We start from the raw sequence: 16,544 nt of genomic DNA, 5'->3' as shown, positions 1-16,544 counted from the left end.
TTACTCTAGTTTCGCTTTGAAAAACAGGTGAAAGGAAACAATGTCGAAGAAGGTTGTGCTGACTATCGTCGGCGTGCTGATTCTGCTAGCCACTCTTGGAGTAGGGCTCTTCGTAGCCAATAAGCTGGAGGAGCAAAGCGCGAAAGATACGCGCCCACTTCAGGAACGATTGGCGGATGTCGCTCCAGAAGGGTCGCTCATCGACGTCAAGGAAAAGCCGGAAACGAACAGCGCGACTGTTTCGGTTACGTTCCCGCAGAACCTTCCGGAGTCTGAGATCCCAGCTGCACTGAAGAAGCTGGACGAGTTCAAGGCCGAGCAGCTCAATCGACAGAAAGACAGCTTCGCGGTCGTTTCTAAGAAGGGCGATTACCGGGTGCAGCTGAACACCTTCGGTGATACGAGCACTCTCTCGGAGCAGTGGTTTGCTTACGACAAGCAGAAACAAAACATCGAAGGAAAGTTCGCTGTTGCTTCCTTGAGCAAGAAGCGAATTTCCCTCAGTGACAATGAGAAGTCACAGTCCTCAGCGGAGCTGGCGGAAAAGCTGGTTTCCTACTCAGAGCATGTGGTGAATTCCGGCATGTTGTCCGACTTTGGTGAGGTGACGGTTGGGTCCGGCTACGTAGGCGACGCCACCAGTGTGAAGGTCACGTCCCCTGCTGACCTCGACCAGATCCGCACCTACGCGGAGTTTGTGGGCAACCCGAACTACCCGATGAACGGACCATCTGTTGAGATTCGGGAGTCCAACCTAAAGGCTTACGGAGATCAGATGACCCCAGAGCAGCGCGCCTATCTGGAGTCCTGGCCTCACGGTGAGGTGAAATTCCACTAGCGGCTGCGTCGGCCTCGGCGAGGTTCCCACATCACCACTGCCGTGGAGCGTGGAACGTGGACGAGCTCGCCATGGGAGCGACGGGACTGGCGGGCGTCGGCAAGCTGCTCCTTGAGCTCAGCAACCTCGGCTTTAAGCTGCTCGTTTTCCCGGGTGAGTTCGATGATCGATTTGATGCCGGCGAGGTTGACGCCCTCTTCTTGGGAGAGGCGCTGGATTTCGCGGAGCAGGTCGACGTCGCGGCGCGAGTAGCGACGCCCACCTCCTCGGGTTCGTTTGGGGATGACGAGGCCTAGGCGGTCATAGGTGCGGAGTGTTTGGGCGTGCATGCCCGCGAGCTCCGCGGCAACGGAGATCACGAAGACCTCGTTATCTTGCCCTCGGGTGCTCATGGTTCTTCCTTCCTACTGTGCGCCGGCCCAGCCAGCACGTGGGTCGTAGCCTGCATCCTTTTCGGCCTGCACGTACGTACGGAGCGCGGAGGTTTCCGCAGCTCCCATGTTCTTCGGGATATCGATCTCCAGTTTCACCAGCAAGTCTCCCTTGATTCCGGATGCCCGCTGCACACCACGGCCACGCACGCGCAAGACGCGTCCCGAAGGGGTGCCAACTGGGATCTTCAGCTTCACCGGCGCCTCTAGGGTTGGCACAGTGATGGTGCCGCCGAGGGCGAGTTCACCGAAGCTGACAGGGACCGTGATTTCCAGATCGTCGCCCTTGCGGGTGAATACCTTGTCTGGCTTGACCGATACCGTTACGAACAGGTCGCCCGCAGGCTTGCCATTCGGGCCGGCCTCGCCCTGGCCTGCCAGGCGCACCTTTTGACCATCTTCGACGCCCGCTGGAATACGAACGGTGATGGAACGAGTGCGCCTGGTGGTGCCTTTTCCATTACACGTGGCGCATGGATCGGTGATGACCCGGCCCGTGCCGCCACACTTGGTGCATGGTGCGGAGAACCCGAAGGCTCCCCTGTTTTCTGAGGTGTATCCGGTGCCGTTGCAGTCACCACACACGGATGGGTTTCCGCTGGTGGAGCCGGATCCGTGGCAATCGGTGCATGGCGCTTCGCCACTTAGTTGGATGGGAAGCGTGGTCCCCGCGGCCGCTTCGCGGAATTCCAGGGTGATGGACGTTTCGACGTCTGCCCCTCGCGTCGGCGCAGCTGATGGGCGGCTATGGCCACCGCGGTTGAAAAGGCCACCGAAGATATCCCCAAGGCCACCGTCGCCAGTAAATCCGCGGTCTCGGAAAATGTCCTCGAACCCTTGCCCACCTTGAAACCCTCCCGGAAAGCCGGGACCTCCGAATCCGCCGGACCGCAGCATGGCTTTGAGTTCGTCGTATTCTTTGCGTTTCTTTTCGTCGCCGAGCACGTCGTATGCCTCGGCAACCTTCTTGAAGCGTTCTTCCGCAGCTTTGTCGCCAGGGTGCTTGTCCGGGTGATTGTCCCGGGCAAGCTGGCGATATGCCTTCTTGATGTCGGCTTGCGACGCAGACGAGGAGACCCCCAAATCCGCGTAATAATCTTTTTCCGCCCATTCGCGTTGCGTCATTGGGCATCTCCTCCTTTCTGCTTATCGACGGCTAAAGCTAGCCGTTTTCTGGTTCCGCCTCTGCTTCACCTGGGTTGGCTTCAGCAGGGTCGGCGATGATCACCATGGCGGTGCGGACGAGACGCTCGCCCACCATGTAGCCCTTGCGCAGGACCGTGCCGATGACCTTGTCTTCGCCGGAGGACAGGTCTTGGACTGCCTCGTGGCGCTCTGGGTCGAATACGTCGCCCTCGGCGCCGAAAGCCGCGAGGCCTTCACCGGTGATGATGCCGGTGAACTTGTCTGCGAAGGCCTTGAGTGGGCCTTCCTTGAGGTCGCCGTGCTTGTCGGCGAGCTCAAGGTCGTCCAGGATTGGGAGGAACTTCTCCAGGGTCTTGGACTTGGCCGTCTCAATGGCAACCACGCGGTCCCGCTCGGTGCGCTTGCGGTAGTTGGCGTATTCGGCGGTCATGCGGAGCAGGTCTTCGGTGCGCTCGGCCAGTTCGGATTCGACACCGGAGACGTTGCCGTCGTCGTCGAGGTCGACATCAGAGAGAGCTTCGTTGACCTGGGCTTCGAGATCAGCTTCTGCCTGAGCCTCCTCAGCGGCGGTGGTGTCGAGATCCTCTGGATCCTGCGACATGTCGCGATTTGGCTCAGTCATTACTTCTTCTCTTCTTCCTCGTCGATGACCTCTGCGTCGACGACACCGTCGTCGGCAGGCTGTGCGCCCTCAGCACCGGCTTCAGCAGCCTGTGCTTCGTAGATGGCCTTGCCCAGCTCCTGGGATTCCTTGTTCAGGTTCTCAACAGCGGACTTGATGGCCTCGATGTCGTCGCCCTTCAGCGCCTCGTCGACGCCCTTTGCAGCTTCCTCGACCTTGTTCTTGATGTCCTCGGAGACCTTGTCGGTGTTGTCCTCCATGAACTTGCGGGTCTGGTAAGCCAGGGACTCAGCAGAGTTGCGGACTTCCTGCTCCTCGCGGCGCTTCTTGTCCTCTTCTGCGTGTGCCTCGGCGTCCTTGATCATGCGATCGATTTCTTCCTGAGACAGGCCGGAACCGTCCTGGATCTTGATGGTGTTTTCCTTACCGGTGCCCTTGTCCTTTGCGGTGACGTGGACGATGCCGTTGGCGTCGATGTCGAAGGTGACCTCGATCTGTGGCACGCCACGAGGCGCAGGAGCAATGCCGCCGAGCTCGAAGGAGCCGAGCAGCTTGTTAGCGGAAGCCATCTCACGCTCGCCCTGGAAGACCTGGATCTGAACGGAAGGCTGGTTGTCTTCTGCGGTGGTGAAGGTCTCGGAACGCTTGGTTGGGATGGTGGTGTTGCGCTCGATGAGCTTGGTCATCACGCCACCCTTGGTCTCGATGCCGAGGGAAAGCGGGGTGACGTCGAGAAGCAGCACGTCCTTGACCTCGCCGCGCAGCACGCCAGCCTGCAGAGCAGCGCCGACTGCGACGACCTCGTCAGGGTTCACGCCCTTGTTTGGCTCGCGGCCACCGGTGAGCTCCTTGACCAGTTCGGTAACAGCTGGCATACGGGTGGAACCACCGACGAGAACGACGTGGTCGATGTCGTTGACGGAGAGCTCAGCGTCCTTGATCACCTGGTTGAAAGGTGCCTTGGTGCGGTCGAGCAGGTCCTGGGTGATCTTCTGGAACTCGGTGCGAGACAGGGTCTCGTCGAGGAAGAGTGGGTTCTTGTCAGCGTCAACCGTGATGTAAGGCAGGTTGATGTTTGCGGACTGGGAAGCGGACAGCTCGATCTTTGCCTTCTCAGCAGCCTCGCGGAGGCGCTGCAGGGCCATCTTGTCCTTGGTCAGGTCGATGCCGTTGGCAGCCTTGAACTTCTCGACAAGCCAGTCAACGATGCGCTGATCCCAGTCGTCGCCGCCGAGCTCGTTGTCGCCGGAGGTTGCGCGAACCTCAACGACGCCGTCGCCGATTTCCAGCAGGGAGACGTCGAAGGTACCGCCACCGAGGTCGAAGACGAGGATGGTCTGTTCCTTGTCGCCCTTCTCCAGGCCGTAAGCCAGTGCAGCAGCGGTTGGCTCGTTCACGATGCGCAGCACGTTCAGGCCTGCGATCTGGCCAGCTTCCTTGGTTGCCTGACGCTGGGAGTCCTCGAAGTATGCAGGAACGGTGATGACGGCGTCGGTGACCTCTTCGCCCAGGTATGCCTCTGCGTCGCGCTTGAGCTTCATCAGGGTGCGAGCGGAGATTTCCTGTGGGGTGTACTTCTTGTCGTCGATAGCGACGGTCCAGTCGGTGCCGATGTGGCGCTTGACGGAGCGGATGGTGCGGTCAACGTTGGTGACTGCCTGGTTCTTTGCGGACTGACCGACCAGAACCTCGCCGTTCTTTGCGAAAGCAACGACGGATGGGGTGGTACGGGAACCCTCGGAGTTGGCGATAACTACTGGCTCGCCACCTTCAAGTACGGATACAACCGAGTTGGTAGTTCCGAGGTCAATGCCTACTGCGCGTCCCATGTTTATTCCTCCTGTTTATTGTTGTGAGCTTTTACAGGTTGATACCCATCGGCTTGGGCTTCGGTCACTTTATCAAAGACCTTGAGTCGATTTCACTCAACCTGTTCACTATGCATAACGACGCACCCACCAAAGTTGTTCCCACTTGACTCAACTTTTTTGTTTTCCCAGTTCAAAGCCCGCTATCTTGAACAACCTTCGCACCACGGCCCTATCTGGCACAATGAAAAAGCACTACAAAAGCACCTAAGAAAGAGAACGGAAATCAGTCATGGATGACAAGAACGAGGACCAGGTCGACAAGATCCTGGAACTTCCCGAAGAGCTCGGACATGAGCCTGCGCCTCATGAAATCCTGGACCGTTCTGCGATCCTGGGCCAGGACGGTCGCTGGATTGCCGGCTGGGCACTGCGCTTTATCATCCTGGCGATTGCTGGCCTCATCCTCTGGAAAGGCCTGGGGCAGATTTGGACCGGCCTGCTCCCGATCTTGCTGGCCATCCTGGTTTCCACCGTGCTATGGCCACCGGTGAAGTGGCTACGCAGCAAGAAATGGCCGTCCACATTGGCCGTAACCACGGTGCTCCTGGTGAGCATTTCCGTCATCGTGGGCACCTTCACCGCCATGGCTCCGTCCATCGCTTCCCAGTCGAAGGAGCTGGTGGATCGCGCCTCAGAGGGTCTGCGTCGCCTGGAAGTATGGATGCAGGGCCCACCACTCAACCTCAAGATCGACCAGATGACACAGTGGATCGACAAGCTGATGGCAAAGGCTCAGGAGCAGGCGTCCGGCATCGCCTCCGGCGTGGCTGAGGGCGTATCGACAGCCTCCTCCGCCCTCGTCACCCTGGGTGTCATGCTGGTGCTCACCTTCTTCTTCCTGAAGGACGGCGACCGCTTCCTCCCATGGATCCGACGCACGACCGGCCCAAATGCCGGCTGGCACCTCACCGAGGTCCTAACCCGCACCTGGAACACCCTGGCCGGCTACATCCGCGCCCAGGCTGTGGTGTCACTTATCGACGCCATCATCATCGGCCTTGGCCTTGTGTTCCTCGGCGTTCCATTGGCATTCGTCCTTGCTGTCCTGACTTTCTTCGCCGGGTTCATCCCTATTGTCGGTGCTGTTACCGCGGGCGCCCTGGCGGTGCTGGTTGCTTTGGTTTCCAATGGCGTCACCACCGCACTCATCGTGCTGGCGCTGGTCATTGCCGTGCAGCAGCTGGAAGGCAATGTCCTCTCCCCGATCCTGCAATCCAAGGCGATGAATCTGCACCCTGCGATCGTTCTGCTGTCTGTCACGGTGGGATCCAGCCTCTTCGGCATTGTCGGCGCTTTCCTCGCAGTACCAGTGGCCGCAACCATTGCAGTGTGGCTGCGCTACCACGGCGACTTGGTTTCCTTGCGCTCCGGTGAACTCACGGTGGACGACATCCAGATTGAAACCGCTCAGGCAGCAGGCAATACTGCAACAGCTGAGGACGCGTTCGAGGCAATTCGAGACAAGTTCTCCAAGCTGGGGCGTAAGTCCAACAACAAGGAAGAAAAGGCGGAAACCCTGGCGATAAAGGCAGAGAAGCCAAGCGAGTAGTTTTCAACAACCACTCTTATTGAAAATTTACGCCATTTAAATTGACAATCTTTTTGGTTAAACGTTAGCTTACTGACAGCACTGTTCAACTAAAGAGAGGTCGTCATGGCATCACGACGCACAGCTGCGCTCGTCGCATCGCTCCTGATAGGAGTCACAACACCAGGCGCTTACGCCACCGAAACCCACGTCCTGGCGCAGGCAGGCACCAGCTGTACGTCCGTGATCCCGCTGGTCAAAGATGACACCCAAAATCCACCAGAATGGGTGGATCCGTCGTCGCTAAGCTTCGCGCTTGACGACACCGCCCTCCAAGACCTCCCACAGGCGCTCGGACCCGTTCCTGCCGGCCCCGCTTATCTGATCGGCGCCAGCCAGGTGTCCGGGGTGCCATGGCTCGGCGTGAACACGATGCACCCCAGCCTGCTCAACAACACCGAAGGCGACGTAACCTGGGAGCTCACGAGCTTCTCAGGCCCCGGTTCTATGTACGTCTTTACGCAAGGTGGCATGGGCCAGATCGTGGGCGAGGAATGGTTCGTTGGCGAGGGCAATTCCGCGTCCGGTACCGCAGTAGTAAAGCGAAACAGCCACGTTCACCCGAACTGGCTGTTCTCCGCGCCTGGCACCTACCAGGTAGAGCTCACCCAAACTGTGCAGCTGCTGGACGGCTCCACGGGGACCGGAAGCGCGACGCTGACTTTTGAAGTCGGCACGGGCGCGGGCAGCGCAACCGATGGCCACTACGATTTCGGCCCAACCATCAGCTCCGACGACGGACAGACCTGTGGCGAAAGCTCCGACACGGACACGACAACGGGAGATGCTGCGGGCGAATCTGGAACCACTCAGTCGGAGAAGAAGCAGGGCCAATCGCTTTCGCAGGGTGCAAACCAGGGTGCCAATCAGGGGCAAAGCCAGGGCCAGGGTTCAAATCAGAGCCAGTCGAAGCCGCAGGCAGCAGCCAAGCAGCAAGAGATCAAGCAGCAGAAGCAGCTGCCTAACACCGGCACGACGGTCATGACCTTGCCGATCACCATTCTTGCCCTCGGTGTGCTGGTCTTCGGTGCGGGCCTCGTTTTCACTGGGCGCCACTTCCGCTGGTTCTAACAGTGAAGAAGACCTTGGTGGCAGCTCTTGCTGCCAGTATGCTCACTGCCTGCTCAGCGCAGGCAGTGCCACAGCGCGACGACGGCATCACCGATGTCGTGGTCACCACCCCGATCCTGTACGATCTCGCCAGCCATGTCGCCGGTGACCGCGCCCGCGTCACCTCCCTCATGCCACCCGGCGCGGATCCACATACCCACGAGCCAACGCTGCGCGACGTGCGAAATGTGGCGAATGCCGATGTGGCGTTCACGAACTACATGCTGTTGGAGCCACAAAGCCTCATCCGCACTGTTGACGAATCCGTGCGCCCCGGAGTTCCAGTGGTCACGTTGGCCGAGGAGGCCGCCCGCTACGGCGGAAAGGTGATTCCGCTGGTGGAGGACGTGACCTTGGATACGATTTGGCTGGGTCTGCGTGTGACCGGCACGGGTCAAAGCCGTGGGGCCACGCGTGCCTCCGAAGTGAAGCTCAATGCAGTCGCTGTTCGTGGCCCGGGCGACATGACGGGTTTCGTCACCACTACCTTCGGCACGCCTGAGGTGTTCTTCAACTCAGCGGACGGCTTTGGCGACGACTCCACCACGCTCCCTGTTGACGCGCACACCCACATGAGCTGGTCGTTTAGCAAGCCCGGAATTTATGAACTGGACGTACAGGCGACCCTCGACGGCAAGGAATTGCTTGGCGAATCGACGGTCACCTTCGCGGTTGGCGTTAATCCTGCCGAGACTGGGAAGACTGTGCTGAGCCGAGGCCATGAGGACATCGCGGTTGATGTCGATCATGGCGGGATCAGCCTCGTTGGGGATTCCGGCACCCATGAGGCCGGTGACGCTGTCATCGCCGTCCCCAACTCGGCGCTGCAGCAGGTGCCTGCTACCCCGGAGTTTCGATTCATGGGTAGGCCCGGATCGGAGACGTTCCTACTCCCCCAGGCTGTGCTCGGCAAGCACGTGCACGGCGAACTTGACCCGCACCTGTGGCACAACGTGGCCAACGCGATGGCCTACGTGAAGCTGATCAGGGATCACCTCATCGCTGTCGATCCGGCGGGCGCGCGCGATTACGAAAGAAATGCCGACGCGTACTTGGCGGAGCTTTCCGAGGTGGATGAGTACGTGCGGACGTCGATAAGCGCGATCCCCGAAGAAAAACGCCAGCTTGTGACCACCCACGACGGTTACCACTACCTCGGCGATGCGTACGACATCAATATCGCCGGTTTTGTCACGCCGAACCCCAGCGTGGAGGCCAGCACGAGGGACCTCATTGCACTGACCCATACTTTGGAGAACCTGCAGGTACCGGCCGTGTTTTTGGAGCCAAACCTGGCGCGTCGCTCCACCACGCTTTCGGAAACAGCTAATCGCCTGAACATCCAGGTCTGCCGCATTTACGGCGATTCTTTTGACCACGAAGTAAGCACCTACACCGCGATGATGCGCTACAACGCTGACTCGCTACGCACGTGCCTCACCGCATAACACTTGGGAAAACAACATGAAAAACACAATTGCAGCCATTGTCACTGCGACAGCTCTGCTGTTACCACACGCGGCATATGCGCAGGCCCCGCTGCAGGATCCAAACTTGGCGCAGACCGTCACTGATCAGGAAACCATCGCTCCATTGGGCACACAGGTGGCCATCGATGCTGGGCACGTGGATCTTGGCCCGATGGTGGTTGATGGCAAACTTGAATTCCTCGTTCGCGATGACACGACCGAGCAACCGGAGTGGCGCCACATTGAGGACGTCGTGTTCCCGGTCGGCGAGAAGGCGATCACTACCCTGCCTGCAGGCGACCAGTTCGACTTCACGGGCGCCCGCGCCGGCGATCAGGTGTGGGTAGTCCCCCAGACCGAGATCCCGGGCGTGGTGTGGCTCGGCTGGAACACGCAGCACCCAAGCATTCAGAGCCTCGCGGACCGGGGCGTGACCATGAATTTCCTGGGACACCAGGGGCCGGGCCAGTACACGTTGTTCCTGCAGGCCGGTGGCTTCGCGAAGCCACAGCAGCTGTTTAGTTCTGCATCGGGCGGGCAGCAGTCGATGTGGGCCGAACTCAACACCCACACCCACGCAAACTGGGTTTTCACCGAGCCTGGCGTGCATTTGGTGGCGCTGGAAGTGGTGATTAAGCAGGTCGATGGCACCGAGTTGCGGGACACAAAGGTGCTCAAGTTCGCAGTTGGTGATACCCCAATTGCGGACGCAGCGGCTGCGACGTGGCAGGGCGAGCTGAATAGCCAGGCTGCGCCGGACGCCCCGGCTCAGCAGGAGAAGAGTTCGTACCTGTGGGTAGGAGTCGGTTTGCTCGTCGTTGCAGCGGTGTTGGCCCTCGGCGCATTCATGATGAGTCGTGAGGCGCGCCGCCGTCGCGCGGCAGTGACGAAGGGGCGGGCTCAGTGAACCCACTGTCAGTTTCCGGGCTACACGTGAGTTTGGCGGGCCGTGAAGTGCTGCGCGGGGTGGACTTGGAGGTCGCGCCCGGCGAGTTCGTTGGCCTGATTGGCCCTAACGGCGCTGGTAAAACGACCCTTTTCCGCTCGATTCTGGGAGTGCTTCCGGTATCACGAGGCGAGGTCCGCATTTCGGGTCAGCCTGCCACGAAGGCCCGCGGGCGCATTGGCTACGTGCCACAGCGTCACGAGTTCGCTTGGGACTTCCCTATCAGCATCCATGACACGGTGATGTCCGGCCGCGCCCGCGCCATCGGCTGGTTGCGACGTCCCCGCGTCAAGGACTACGAGGCCGTCGACCGCGCCCTCGGCCGGGTTCGCCTCCGCGACCTCGCTGACCGCCCCATCGGCGAGCTCTCCGGGGGTCAGCGCCAGCGGGTGCTCGTCGCCCGCGCGCTCGCCCTCGGCCCGGACATTTTGCTTCTCGACGAACCCTTCACCGGACTCGATATGCCTAGCGCCGAACTGTTGCTTGATCTCTTCAACGAGCTGGCCTCGGAGGGAGTCGCCATCGTCATGTCCACACACAACCTGCCGGAAGCGATGGAGGTGTGTAGCCGAGTGGTGCTGCTCAACGGGAAGATTGTGGCTTCTGGAGCGCCTGAACAACTCCAGGACAAGGACGTGTGGATGGAAGCATTCGGCATCACGTCGTCCTCCCCGCTGCTGCGGATTGTAGGTGTCGCATGATTTCCTTCACCCAGTTCCTTTCGGATTTGTCTAATCCAGCGCTCGCGTTCCTTCCGAAGGCGCTGCTCATTTCAGTGCTGAGCTCGCTGGTGTGCGCGGTGGTGGGCACCCACGTGGTGCTGCGCGGAATGGCTTTCATCGGTGATGCCGTGGCACATGCAGTGTTCCCTGGCATCGCTGTGGCCTTTGCACTGCAGGGTTCGGTGCTCCTCGGCGGCGCTGTCGCTGGAACTATTGTCGCGCTGCTGGTGGCGGTGTTTTCCCAGCGTCGCCGCGTGAAAGAAGACACGCTCATTGGCATTTTCTATGCCGCTGCGTTCGCGCTCGGTTTGGTGATTATCTCCCGCATTGACGGTTACACCGCTTCGCTCACCAGCTTCCTATTTGGTTCGATCACGGGTGTTGCCGATTCGGACATTGTGCTGGTGTTCGTCGTAGGCACTGTGGTGATCGGCGTTCTGCTGGCGCTGAACAAGGAGCTCGTGGCCGTGAGCTTGGACCGTGAGACGGCGCGCGCCCAAGGACTGCCGGTATTTGTCCTGGACATCGTCATGTACGTGATGGTCACTGCGGCCGTTGTTATCTCAGTCAGGACCATCGGAAACATCTTGGTGCTGGCACTGCTGATTACACCTGCGGCGTCGGCAAGGCTGCTAACTGACCGCCTGGGCGTGATGATGTGGCTGTCCGCGCTCGTCGGTGGCGTGGCCAGCTTTCTTGGCATTTACATTTCGTGGGCGGCGAACTTCCCCACGGGCGCCACGATCGTCCTGACCTGCACCGTCATTTTCTTTCTGTGTTGGCTGCTGTCCCCAAAGAACGGCGTCCTCCGCATCTTCAACAAAGGAAAACTCGCATGAAAAAGACACTTAGTTTCTTGGGCGCTTGCCTGCTGGCTGGCGCCACGGTTATCCCTGCTGCTGAGGCAACGGAATTCAAACCTGGAAATCGGGGTTTTGGCGTAGAGGTGCCGGCCGGCACAACGATGACGGGGACAAACGAGGAGCATCCTTGCGCGGGCCGCAAGCTGGCGTATCACTCTCACGTCGACGCGATTTACGCCACCCGACTGGACGGCGAGCTGCAGACGATGATCGTGGACGGCCAGGTCCCCATCCCAGCGGATGAGCTGTGTCTGCGACTCGCCCCAGACGCGAACAAGAACGGCGAGGAAGTATCCCGCCTGGTCGTGCCCGAGGATGATCCAAACCTGAGCTTCCTCGGCGAGCCGGGGACGATCCTGTGGGTTGCTCCCCAAGAGGTAGACTTCATGGATTCCTGGCGTCCCCTGTGGGCGGGCGCTGGCGCCTTTGATCCGCATCATGAGCTCGAAGTACCCACCGACTTCGCTGAGAACAAGGTGACGATGGAGCTCGCCGAAGTCGACGGTCCGGGCGATGTAGAGATGTTCTTCTACAACCGTTCTGTCGATCAGCCTGACCGGGTGTTTTCTACTAAGGAAGGGAAGAATTCCTTCCAGCTGAACGTTGGTTCGCATGGCCACTACAGCTGGACGTTTAGCCAGGCGGGCATCTACCACTTGAGTTGGCGAGTGCATGGCAAGAAGACTGACGGTTCGGAGGAGACGGGACCGCTGGTCACTACAACGTGGCTGGTCGGCTCCGATGAAGAGGTCGGGCTGCCAGCTGGCACCACCACCGAGCTGACCCCAATTACGAAGTCGGCCGAAGACATCCGCGATGAGATGAAACCGACCACTACCCCAACGGAGCCAGGGGAAGTCGAGGAATACACGCAGAGCACGGAGCAGGTACAGGAGCTGCTGTGGCGCTCCAACCCGTCCGCGATGATCACCCACGGCCATCAAGACATGGGTTTGTTCGGCGCAGGTCAGGAGGCAAGCGCGATGATGCGCAGCGACGTCGACGGCGACCACCGCTCCACCACCTTCGTTTACGCCGTCCCAAACCGTACCCTGACGCAAATCCCGGCGAAGGCCCGCACGGATATCGGCGTGTGCGCGGGCTGGCTGCTGCCACAGGCCCAGGATCCAACACTGCCATGGCAGGGCTTCTCGACGGAAAACTTCGACTACTCCTCGGTGTCCCCAGAGGGCATCACCGTGTCAATTTCCAACTTCGAGGGCCCGGGTCGCATGATCGCAACCCATGATTCGCTCACCAAGACGACGATCAGCCTCGATTCGGATGATCCAGATCTGAAGGTTCATTACCCACAGCGTTCCCACGACCACATGGCTTTTGTGTTCACGCAGCCCGGCGCGTACCGGGTGACCTACGCCTTTGAGGGCACGCTCACGGACGGAAAACCGCTGTACACGGAACTTGTTGCCTACTACATGGTGGGTGATTCCGCACTCTACGATGCTGCCACCACCATGGGCATCGATCCCGCAAGCTTGCAGCTTTCCGAGCCGACCACGCGGGACACCACACCAAAGTGCGAGCCGGTAACTGAAAGTCCTACCTCGACTACGGTTCCTACTCCAGGTCCTACTCAGGTTCCTACTCCAGTTAGCGCCTCTCCAAAGAACGACATTCAGGACTTGGGATTGGCGTTGGGACTCGGATCGGCGGCCCTGACCATTGGTTCACGACTGCTAAATCGGGATACCGCACCGGCTCCTTCTGCTCCGGCTAAGGCGTCTGCACCTAAGCCTGAAGCTGCTCCGGAGCCCGCTCCTGTCACTAACGCTGGGGAACGGCCAGCTCCCAAGGCCGCGGAACAGTCTGCGCCTAAGTCGGGAGCAAAGTCTACTTCTAAAGAGGGTGCGAAGTCTGCCCCTAAGACGCCAAAGTCCGCCGCCAAGACCACGGCCAAGCCGACTCCGACGTCGAAGGCTCCGCTGATGCCAGCGCAGCCAGCGTCGGCAGTGGCAGCTGCCCCAACTCAGTCGCCGGCGGTGACCAACGCGGCGTCGCAAGGCGGGTTGACTGCGGGCGGCTGGATGGCCGGATTCGTGGTTGGCATTGGACTGATGTCACTGCTCGGCGGTTTGGGATTGTTCATTGCCACGGCGCGGGCTCTGCGACGGTTTGGTGGGCACGAGGAGCTGGAGTAAGTCGTCTTCAGTGTGGTGCCTATAAGCCCTTGCGTTCATACGCGGGGGCTTTTCATTTTGCGAAAAATTGTTTGAAAAAGGCGTTGACCAATTAGAACAGATCGGCTAAAATGGGGCTAGGTTGTCGGGGTGGCAACCATAACTCTTGAGGACGTCATGTTTTACACCAACTATGATCCCCATGAACCAGTCTGCCCGTACATAACCAGCAAAAACCGCGAGTTTATCCAGCTCATCGACTTCATTCATGCGCCAGATTTCGAGGACATCGATTGGGATGTTCACATGGCTCGTTACGCAGCCCTGCTCGGAACGTCCGTTACACAAACAGAACACATGTTTGTCATTAAGGATGTATTGGGCGCGCTACCTAATTTCAAGTCTCTTTGTCTAGAACTGGGACACCTGGATAAGCAGCATCTCTTCGCTGCTTGCGAGCCAGTGTTCGCACTCCCCAGGGAATATACCCGCACAATTGACGAACGCCTGACCGCGTATCTCACACCGAAACGGCAAGGCCAGGTATTGCCGTCGGCACGCTCGATCAAGAAGCGAGTCAAGCAGTGGGTTGACGAATTAGTTCCACCACCTGCAGATTCGCCACTCCCGGACGTGGAAGTGCGCGTGCAGCACACGCCAGATGGAACATTCATCGACGGGAGATTCCCAACAGCAATTGGCCAGGAAATCCACGAGATCCTGAGCACCACTGCGAAAACCCACAACATCACGCTGGCCGAAGCACTGGTCCAGCTGCTTCGTGGCGCCATAACCGCCAAAGTGGTCTTCCACCTGTATGGCACGGACGACGGTGTCTTCCTCAACGAGGAACCCCTCATGGACGACGAACTAGCCGCGTGGCGGGAGCGCGCGACCCACACCTATCGCCCAGACGATCGACTGCGGGCCTACATTCAGGGCCGAGATGGCACCTGTCGCTTCCCCGGTTGCAACGTGCCCGCGCGGCGGTGCGACATCGACCACGTGATCCCCTTCCCCCAAGGGCCAACAACACCAGACAATCTGCACTGCCTCTGCAGACACCACCACAACCTCAAGACAGAAAGGAAGGTACACCCAACGCTTCAGCCAGACGGCAGCGTGATGTGGACATTCCCAAGCGGACCACTTGCAAACTTGCGGGCTGCGTAAAATTGGCTTCATGACCAAGCCCGTAGTCGCATTCGTATGCGTCCACAACTCCTGCCGCAGCCAAATGGCCGAAGCCATCGGCGACTACTATGCAGGCGACAAATTCGACTTCCACAGCGCAGGCACCGAACTAGCCGACCGCATCAACCCAGACGCGGTACGGCTCATCAAGCAGCGCTACGACATCGACATGGAAGCAGACGGCCAACACCCAAAGCTCATCGAGGAACTCCCCACCGTCGACATCCTCATCACCATGGGCTGCAATGTCTCCTGCCCAACCCTGCCATGTAAAATCCGCGAAGACTGGGGACTCGACGACCCAACAGGAAAAGCCGACGACGAATTCAACCGAATCATCGACATCATTGAAGCAAAAGTGAAACGCCTACGAGACGAACATGTGTAACGAAGAAATCCACGCATCAAACCTCACCGACAAAGCCCGCAAAATCGTCCTCGCAGTTGCGCTGCTGAACCTCATCGGCTGTCTCGGCGAAGCAATCGTAGCCACCATTATCGGCTCCGCCAGCCTCTATGCAGACGCAGCCGACTTCCTCGAAGACACCCTCATCAACGGACTCGTCCTCCTCGCGATGTCCTGGCCAGTGGCAAGCCGTCGCAAAGCCAGCATCTGGCTCGCCGGCCTCATCCTCATCCCAGCCCTCGCCGCGCTCGGCATGGCAGCCTGGAAAATCATCACCGGCGCCCCACCAGAGCCATTCACACTGTCCGCCACCGCCGTCGCAGCCATGGTCATCAACCTGGTGTGCGCGCTCCTGCTCGTACAACTGCGGCAAGGATCAGCGCTCATGCGCGGTGCATGGCTCGCAGCGCGTAACGACGTCCTCGCCAACATCCTCATCCTCGCAGCCGGACTCGTCACCATCTTCTGGACCACCATCTGGCCAGACGTCGTAGTGGGAGTAATCATCGGACTCATCAACCTCGGCGCAGCCAAAGAAGTCTACGAACAAGCCCAAGCAGAAGACCCAGAACTGGAAGAAGACTAGGCGCCCAGGAACTCGACCAGGGCGTCCGTGTGTCCGGAGACCTGAACCGAGCCACCAACAAAATCTTCTGGGGCCAGCCGGGCATGGACCTCCGGGCGGTCGTTCTCACCAAACTCCGTTCGCCCAACCACCCGATACCCCAGCGTCTTACTCACGCCGGCGGACGCCAAATTCAACGGATGCCACGCCGTCCGCAACTCCCGGGCACCGAGATGCTCAAACGCATACGCCGCGACCAACGTGCGCATCCGCTTACCGATTCCCTGCCCCTGGAACTTTCGAAGCACATAAGAACCGGTCTCGATCGTCCGCTTTTCAGCAAAATTCACCGCACGCATATCGATCGTGCCCACATACTCACCGGCAACATACGCCGCGAAAGACAACGTCCAATTCGAGGCCTTGTTGTTCGCACGCAAGCTCCAATGAAATTGGGCCGTGTCGGAGTTTTCCTGCAACCACGGAAAAACCCACGGGCAATTCGGCTCGAAAATATCCTCCTCAGTGACCGCGCACATGAACGCAAGATCGCTATCCTCAACGATCTTCAGCGTCACGAAATCATCGGAAAGCTTCAAACCAAACGGCGGGTACTTTAACTCAGGCTGCATACA

At 59.6% G+C, this 16,544-nt stretch carries 16 protein-coding genes; 11 read left to right on the top strand and 5 right to left on the bottom strand.

Features of this window, described 5'->3' with window-relative positions:
- Positions 1–40 precede the first annotated feature (40 nt).
- Positions 41–838, top strand: a complete 798-nt coding sequence (locus WG939_RS08045; RefSeq protein ID WP_339984499.1) for a hypothetical protein — start codon at positions 41–43, stop codon at positions 836–838.
- Here WG939_RS08045 and WG939_RS08040 read toward each other — a convergent pair.
- From WG939_RS08040 to dnaK, 4 genes are read right to left on the bottom strand one after another with little or no spacing between them, the layout of a single operon-like run.
- Complete coding sequence (locus tag WG939_RS08040; protein WP_339984496.1) at positions 835–1,230, bottom strand: heat shock protein transcriptional repressor HspR; 396 nt, start codon at positions 1,228–1,230, stop codon at positions 835–837. The two genes, WG939_RS08045 and WG939_RS08040, sit on opposite strands and share 4 nt — an antisense overlap.
- Positions 1,231–1,242: 12 nt before the next feature.
- Entirely contained in the window at positions 1,243–2,394 is a 1,152-nt protein-coding gene (gene dnaJ, locus WG939_RS08035; protein WP_339984494.1) for a molecular chaperone DnaJ, read from the bottom strand.
- Between the two features lie 37 nt (positions 2,395–2,431).
- A complete protein-coding gene (grpE, locus tag WG939_RS08030) occupies positions 2,432–3,037 on the bottom strand; it encodes a nucleotide exchange factor GrpE (RefSeq protein WP_339984491.1) in 606 nt (201 codons plus the stop codon).
- Positions 3,037–4,866: a molecular chaperone DnaK gene (dnaK, locus tag WG939_RS08025; protein ID WP_339984488.1), complete on the bottom strand. Its 1,830-nt coding sequence runs from the start codon at positions 4,864–4,866 to the stop codon at positions 3,037–3,039. Before dnaK ends, grpE begins: the two co-directional genes overlap by 1 nt.
- A gap of 271 nt (positions 4,867–5,137) precedes the next feature.
- On the opposite strand from dnaK, the gene WG939_RS08020 reads away from it, so the two are divergent.
- From WG939_RS08020 to WG939_RS07975, 10 genes are all read left to right on the top strand, one after another.
- Positions 5,138–6,457 carry an AI-2E family transporter gene (locus tag WG939_RS08020; protein WP_339984486.1) on the top strand — a complete coding sequence of 440 codons (1,320 nt, stop codon included), beginning with the start codon at positions 5,138–5,140 and terminating at the stop codon, positions 6,455–6,457.
- A gap of 105 nt (positions 6,458–6,562) precedes the next feature.
- Positions 6,563–7,567 (top strand): choice-of-anchor M domain-containing protein, encoded by a 1,005-nt coding sequence (locus tag WG939_RS08015; protein WP_339984484.1) that lies wholly within the window; start codon positions 6,563–6,565, stop codon positions 7,565–7,567.
- Positions 7,568–7,605: 38 nt separating this feature from the next.
- Positions 7,606–9,054: an anchored repeat ABC transporter, substrate-binding protein gene (locus WG939_RS08010; RefSeq protein WP_445227892.1), complete on the top strand. Its 1,449-nt coding sequence runs from the start codon at positions 7,606–7,608 to the stop codon at positions 9,052–9,054.
- 16 nt (positions 9,055–9,070) lie between these two features.
- A complete protein-coding gene (locus WG939_RS08005; RefSeq protein WP_339984478.1) occupies positions 9,071–9,982 on the top strand; it encodes a choice-of-anchor M domain-containing protein in 912 nt (303 codons plus the stop codon).
- On the top strand, positions 9,979–10,722 hold the full coding sequence (locus WG939_RS08000) for an anchored repeat-type ABC transporter ATP-binding subunit (RefSeq protein ID WP_339984476.1): 744 nt from the start codon (positions 9,979–9,981) through the stop codon (positions 10,720–10,722). The genes WG939_RS08005 and WG939_RS08000 overlap by 4 nt, the downstream gene beginning before the upstream one ends.
- Entirely contained in the window at positions 10,719–11,582 is an 864-nt protein-coding gene (locus WG939_RS07995; RefSeq protein WP_339984474.1) for an anchored repeat-type ABC transporter permease subunit, read from the top strand. The genes WG939_RS08000 and WG939_RS07995 overlap by 4 nt, the downstream gene beginning before the upstream one ends.
- The gene (locus WG939_RS07990) at positions 11,579–13,765 is read left to right on the top strand and encodes a choice-of-anchor M domain-containing protein (RefSeq protein ID WP_339984471.1); all 2,187 of its coding nucleotides are present in this window, start codon (positions 11,579–11,581) and stop codon (positions 13,763–13,765) included. Before WG939_RS07995 ends, WG939_RS07990 begins: the two co-directional genes overlap by 4 nt.
- A gap of 129 nt (positions 13,766–13,894) precedes the next feature.
- Positions 13,895–14,917, top strand: a complete 1,023-nt coding sequence (locus WG939_RS07985; RefSeq protein ID WP_339984469.1) for an HNH endonuclease signature motif containing protein — start codon at positions 13,895–13,897, stop codon at positions 14,915–14,917.
- Positions 14,918–14,927: 10 nt separating this feature from the next.
- Positions 14,928–15,326: an arsenate reductase ArsC gene (locus WG939_RS07980; RefSeq protein WP_339984467.1), complete on the top strand. Its 399-nt coding sequence runs from the start codon at positions 14,928–14,930 to the stop codon at positions 15,324–15,326.
- Positions 15,319–15,930 (top strand): cation transporter, encoded by a 612-nt coding sequence (locus tag WG939_RS07975; RefSeq protein WP_339984465.1) that lies wholly within the window; start codon positions 15,319–15,321, stop codon positions 15,928–15,930. The genes WG939_RS07980 and WG939_RS07975 overlap by 8 nt, the downstream gene beginning before the upstream one ends.
- Here the strand turns inward: WG939_RS07975 and WG939_RS07970 are convergent.
- Positions 15,927–16,541: a GNAT family N-acetyltransferase gene (locus WG939_RS07970; RefSeq protein WP_339984463.1), complete on the bottom strand. Its 615-nt coding sequence runs from the start codon at positions 16,539–16,541 to the stop codon at positions 15,927–15,929. The two genes, WG939_RS07975 and WG939_RS07970, sit on opposite strands and share 4 nt — an antisense overlap.
- Positions 16,542–16,544: the final 3 nt, after the last annotated feature.

This window comes from Corynebacterium sp. H130, assembly GCF_037572395.1.
In the GTDB taxonomy this organism is placed as follows: domain Bacteria; phylum Actinomycetota; class Actinomycetes; order Mycobacteriales; family Mycobacteriaceae; genus Corynebacterium.
This window is presented reverse-complemented; position numbering and strand designations above follow the sequence as displayed.

Excerpts from the sequence above, each read along its gene's own strand:
- WG939_RS07980 (WP_339984467.1), top strand. The coding sequence starts at position 14,928 with ATGACCAAGCCCGTAGTCGCATTCGTATGCGTCCACAACTCCTGCCGC.
- WG939_RS07995 (WP_339984474.1), top strand. The coding sequence starts at position 10,719 with ATGATTTCCTTCACCCAGTTCCTTTCGGATTTGTCTAATCCAGCGCTC.
- WG939_RS08020 (WP_339984486.1), top strand. The coding sequence starts at position 5,138 with ATGGATGACAAGAACGAGGACCAGGTCGACAAGATCCTGGAACTTCCC.
- WG939_RS08005 (WP_339984478.1), top strand. The coding sequence starts at position 9,071 with ATGAAAAACACAATTGCAGCCATTGTCACTGCGACAGCTCTGCTGTTA.
- WG939_RS07990 (WP_339984471.1), top strand. The coding sequence starts at position 11,579 with ATGAAAAAGACACTTAGTTTCTTGGGCGCTTGCCTGCTGGCTGGCGCC.
- dnaK (WP_339984488.1), bottom strand. The coding sequence starts at position 4,866 with ATGGGACGCGCAGTAGGCATTGACCTCGGAACTACCAACTCGGTTGTA.
- WG939_RS08040 (WP_339984496.1), bottom strand. The coding sequence starts at position 1,230 with ATGAGCACCCGAGGGCAAGATAACGAGGTCTTCGTGATCTCCGTTGCC.
- WG939_RS07970 (WP_339984463.1), bottom strand. The coding sequence starts at position 16,541 with ATGCAGCCTGAGTTAAAGTACCCGCCGTTTGGTTTGAAGCTTTCCGAT.
- grpE (WP_339984491.1), bottom strand. The coding sequence starts at position 3,037 with ATGACTGAGCCAAATCGCGACATGTCGCAGGATCCAGAGGATCTCGAC.
- WG939_RS08015 (WP_339984484.1), top strand. The coding sequence starts at position 6,563 with ATGGCATCACGACGCACAGCTGCGCTCGTCGCATCGCTCCTGATAGGA.
- WG939_RS07975 (WP_339984465.1), top strand. The coding sequence starts at position 15,319 with ATGTGTAACGAAGAAATCCACGCATCAAACCTCACCGACAAAGCCCGC.
- WG939_RS08045 (WP_339984499.1), top strand. The coding sequence starts at position 41 with ATGTCGAAGAAGGTTGTGCTGACTATCGTCGGCGTGCTGATTCTGCTA.
- WG939_RS08010 (WP_445227892.1), top strand. The coding sequence starts at position 7,606 with ATGCTCACTGCCTGCTCAGCGCAGGCAGTGCCACAGCGCGACGACGGC.
- dnaJ (WP_339984494.1), bottom strand. The coding sequence starts at position 2,394 with ATGACGCAACGCGAATGGGCGGAAAAAGATTATTACGCGGATTTGGGG.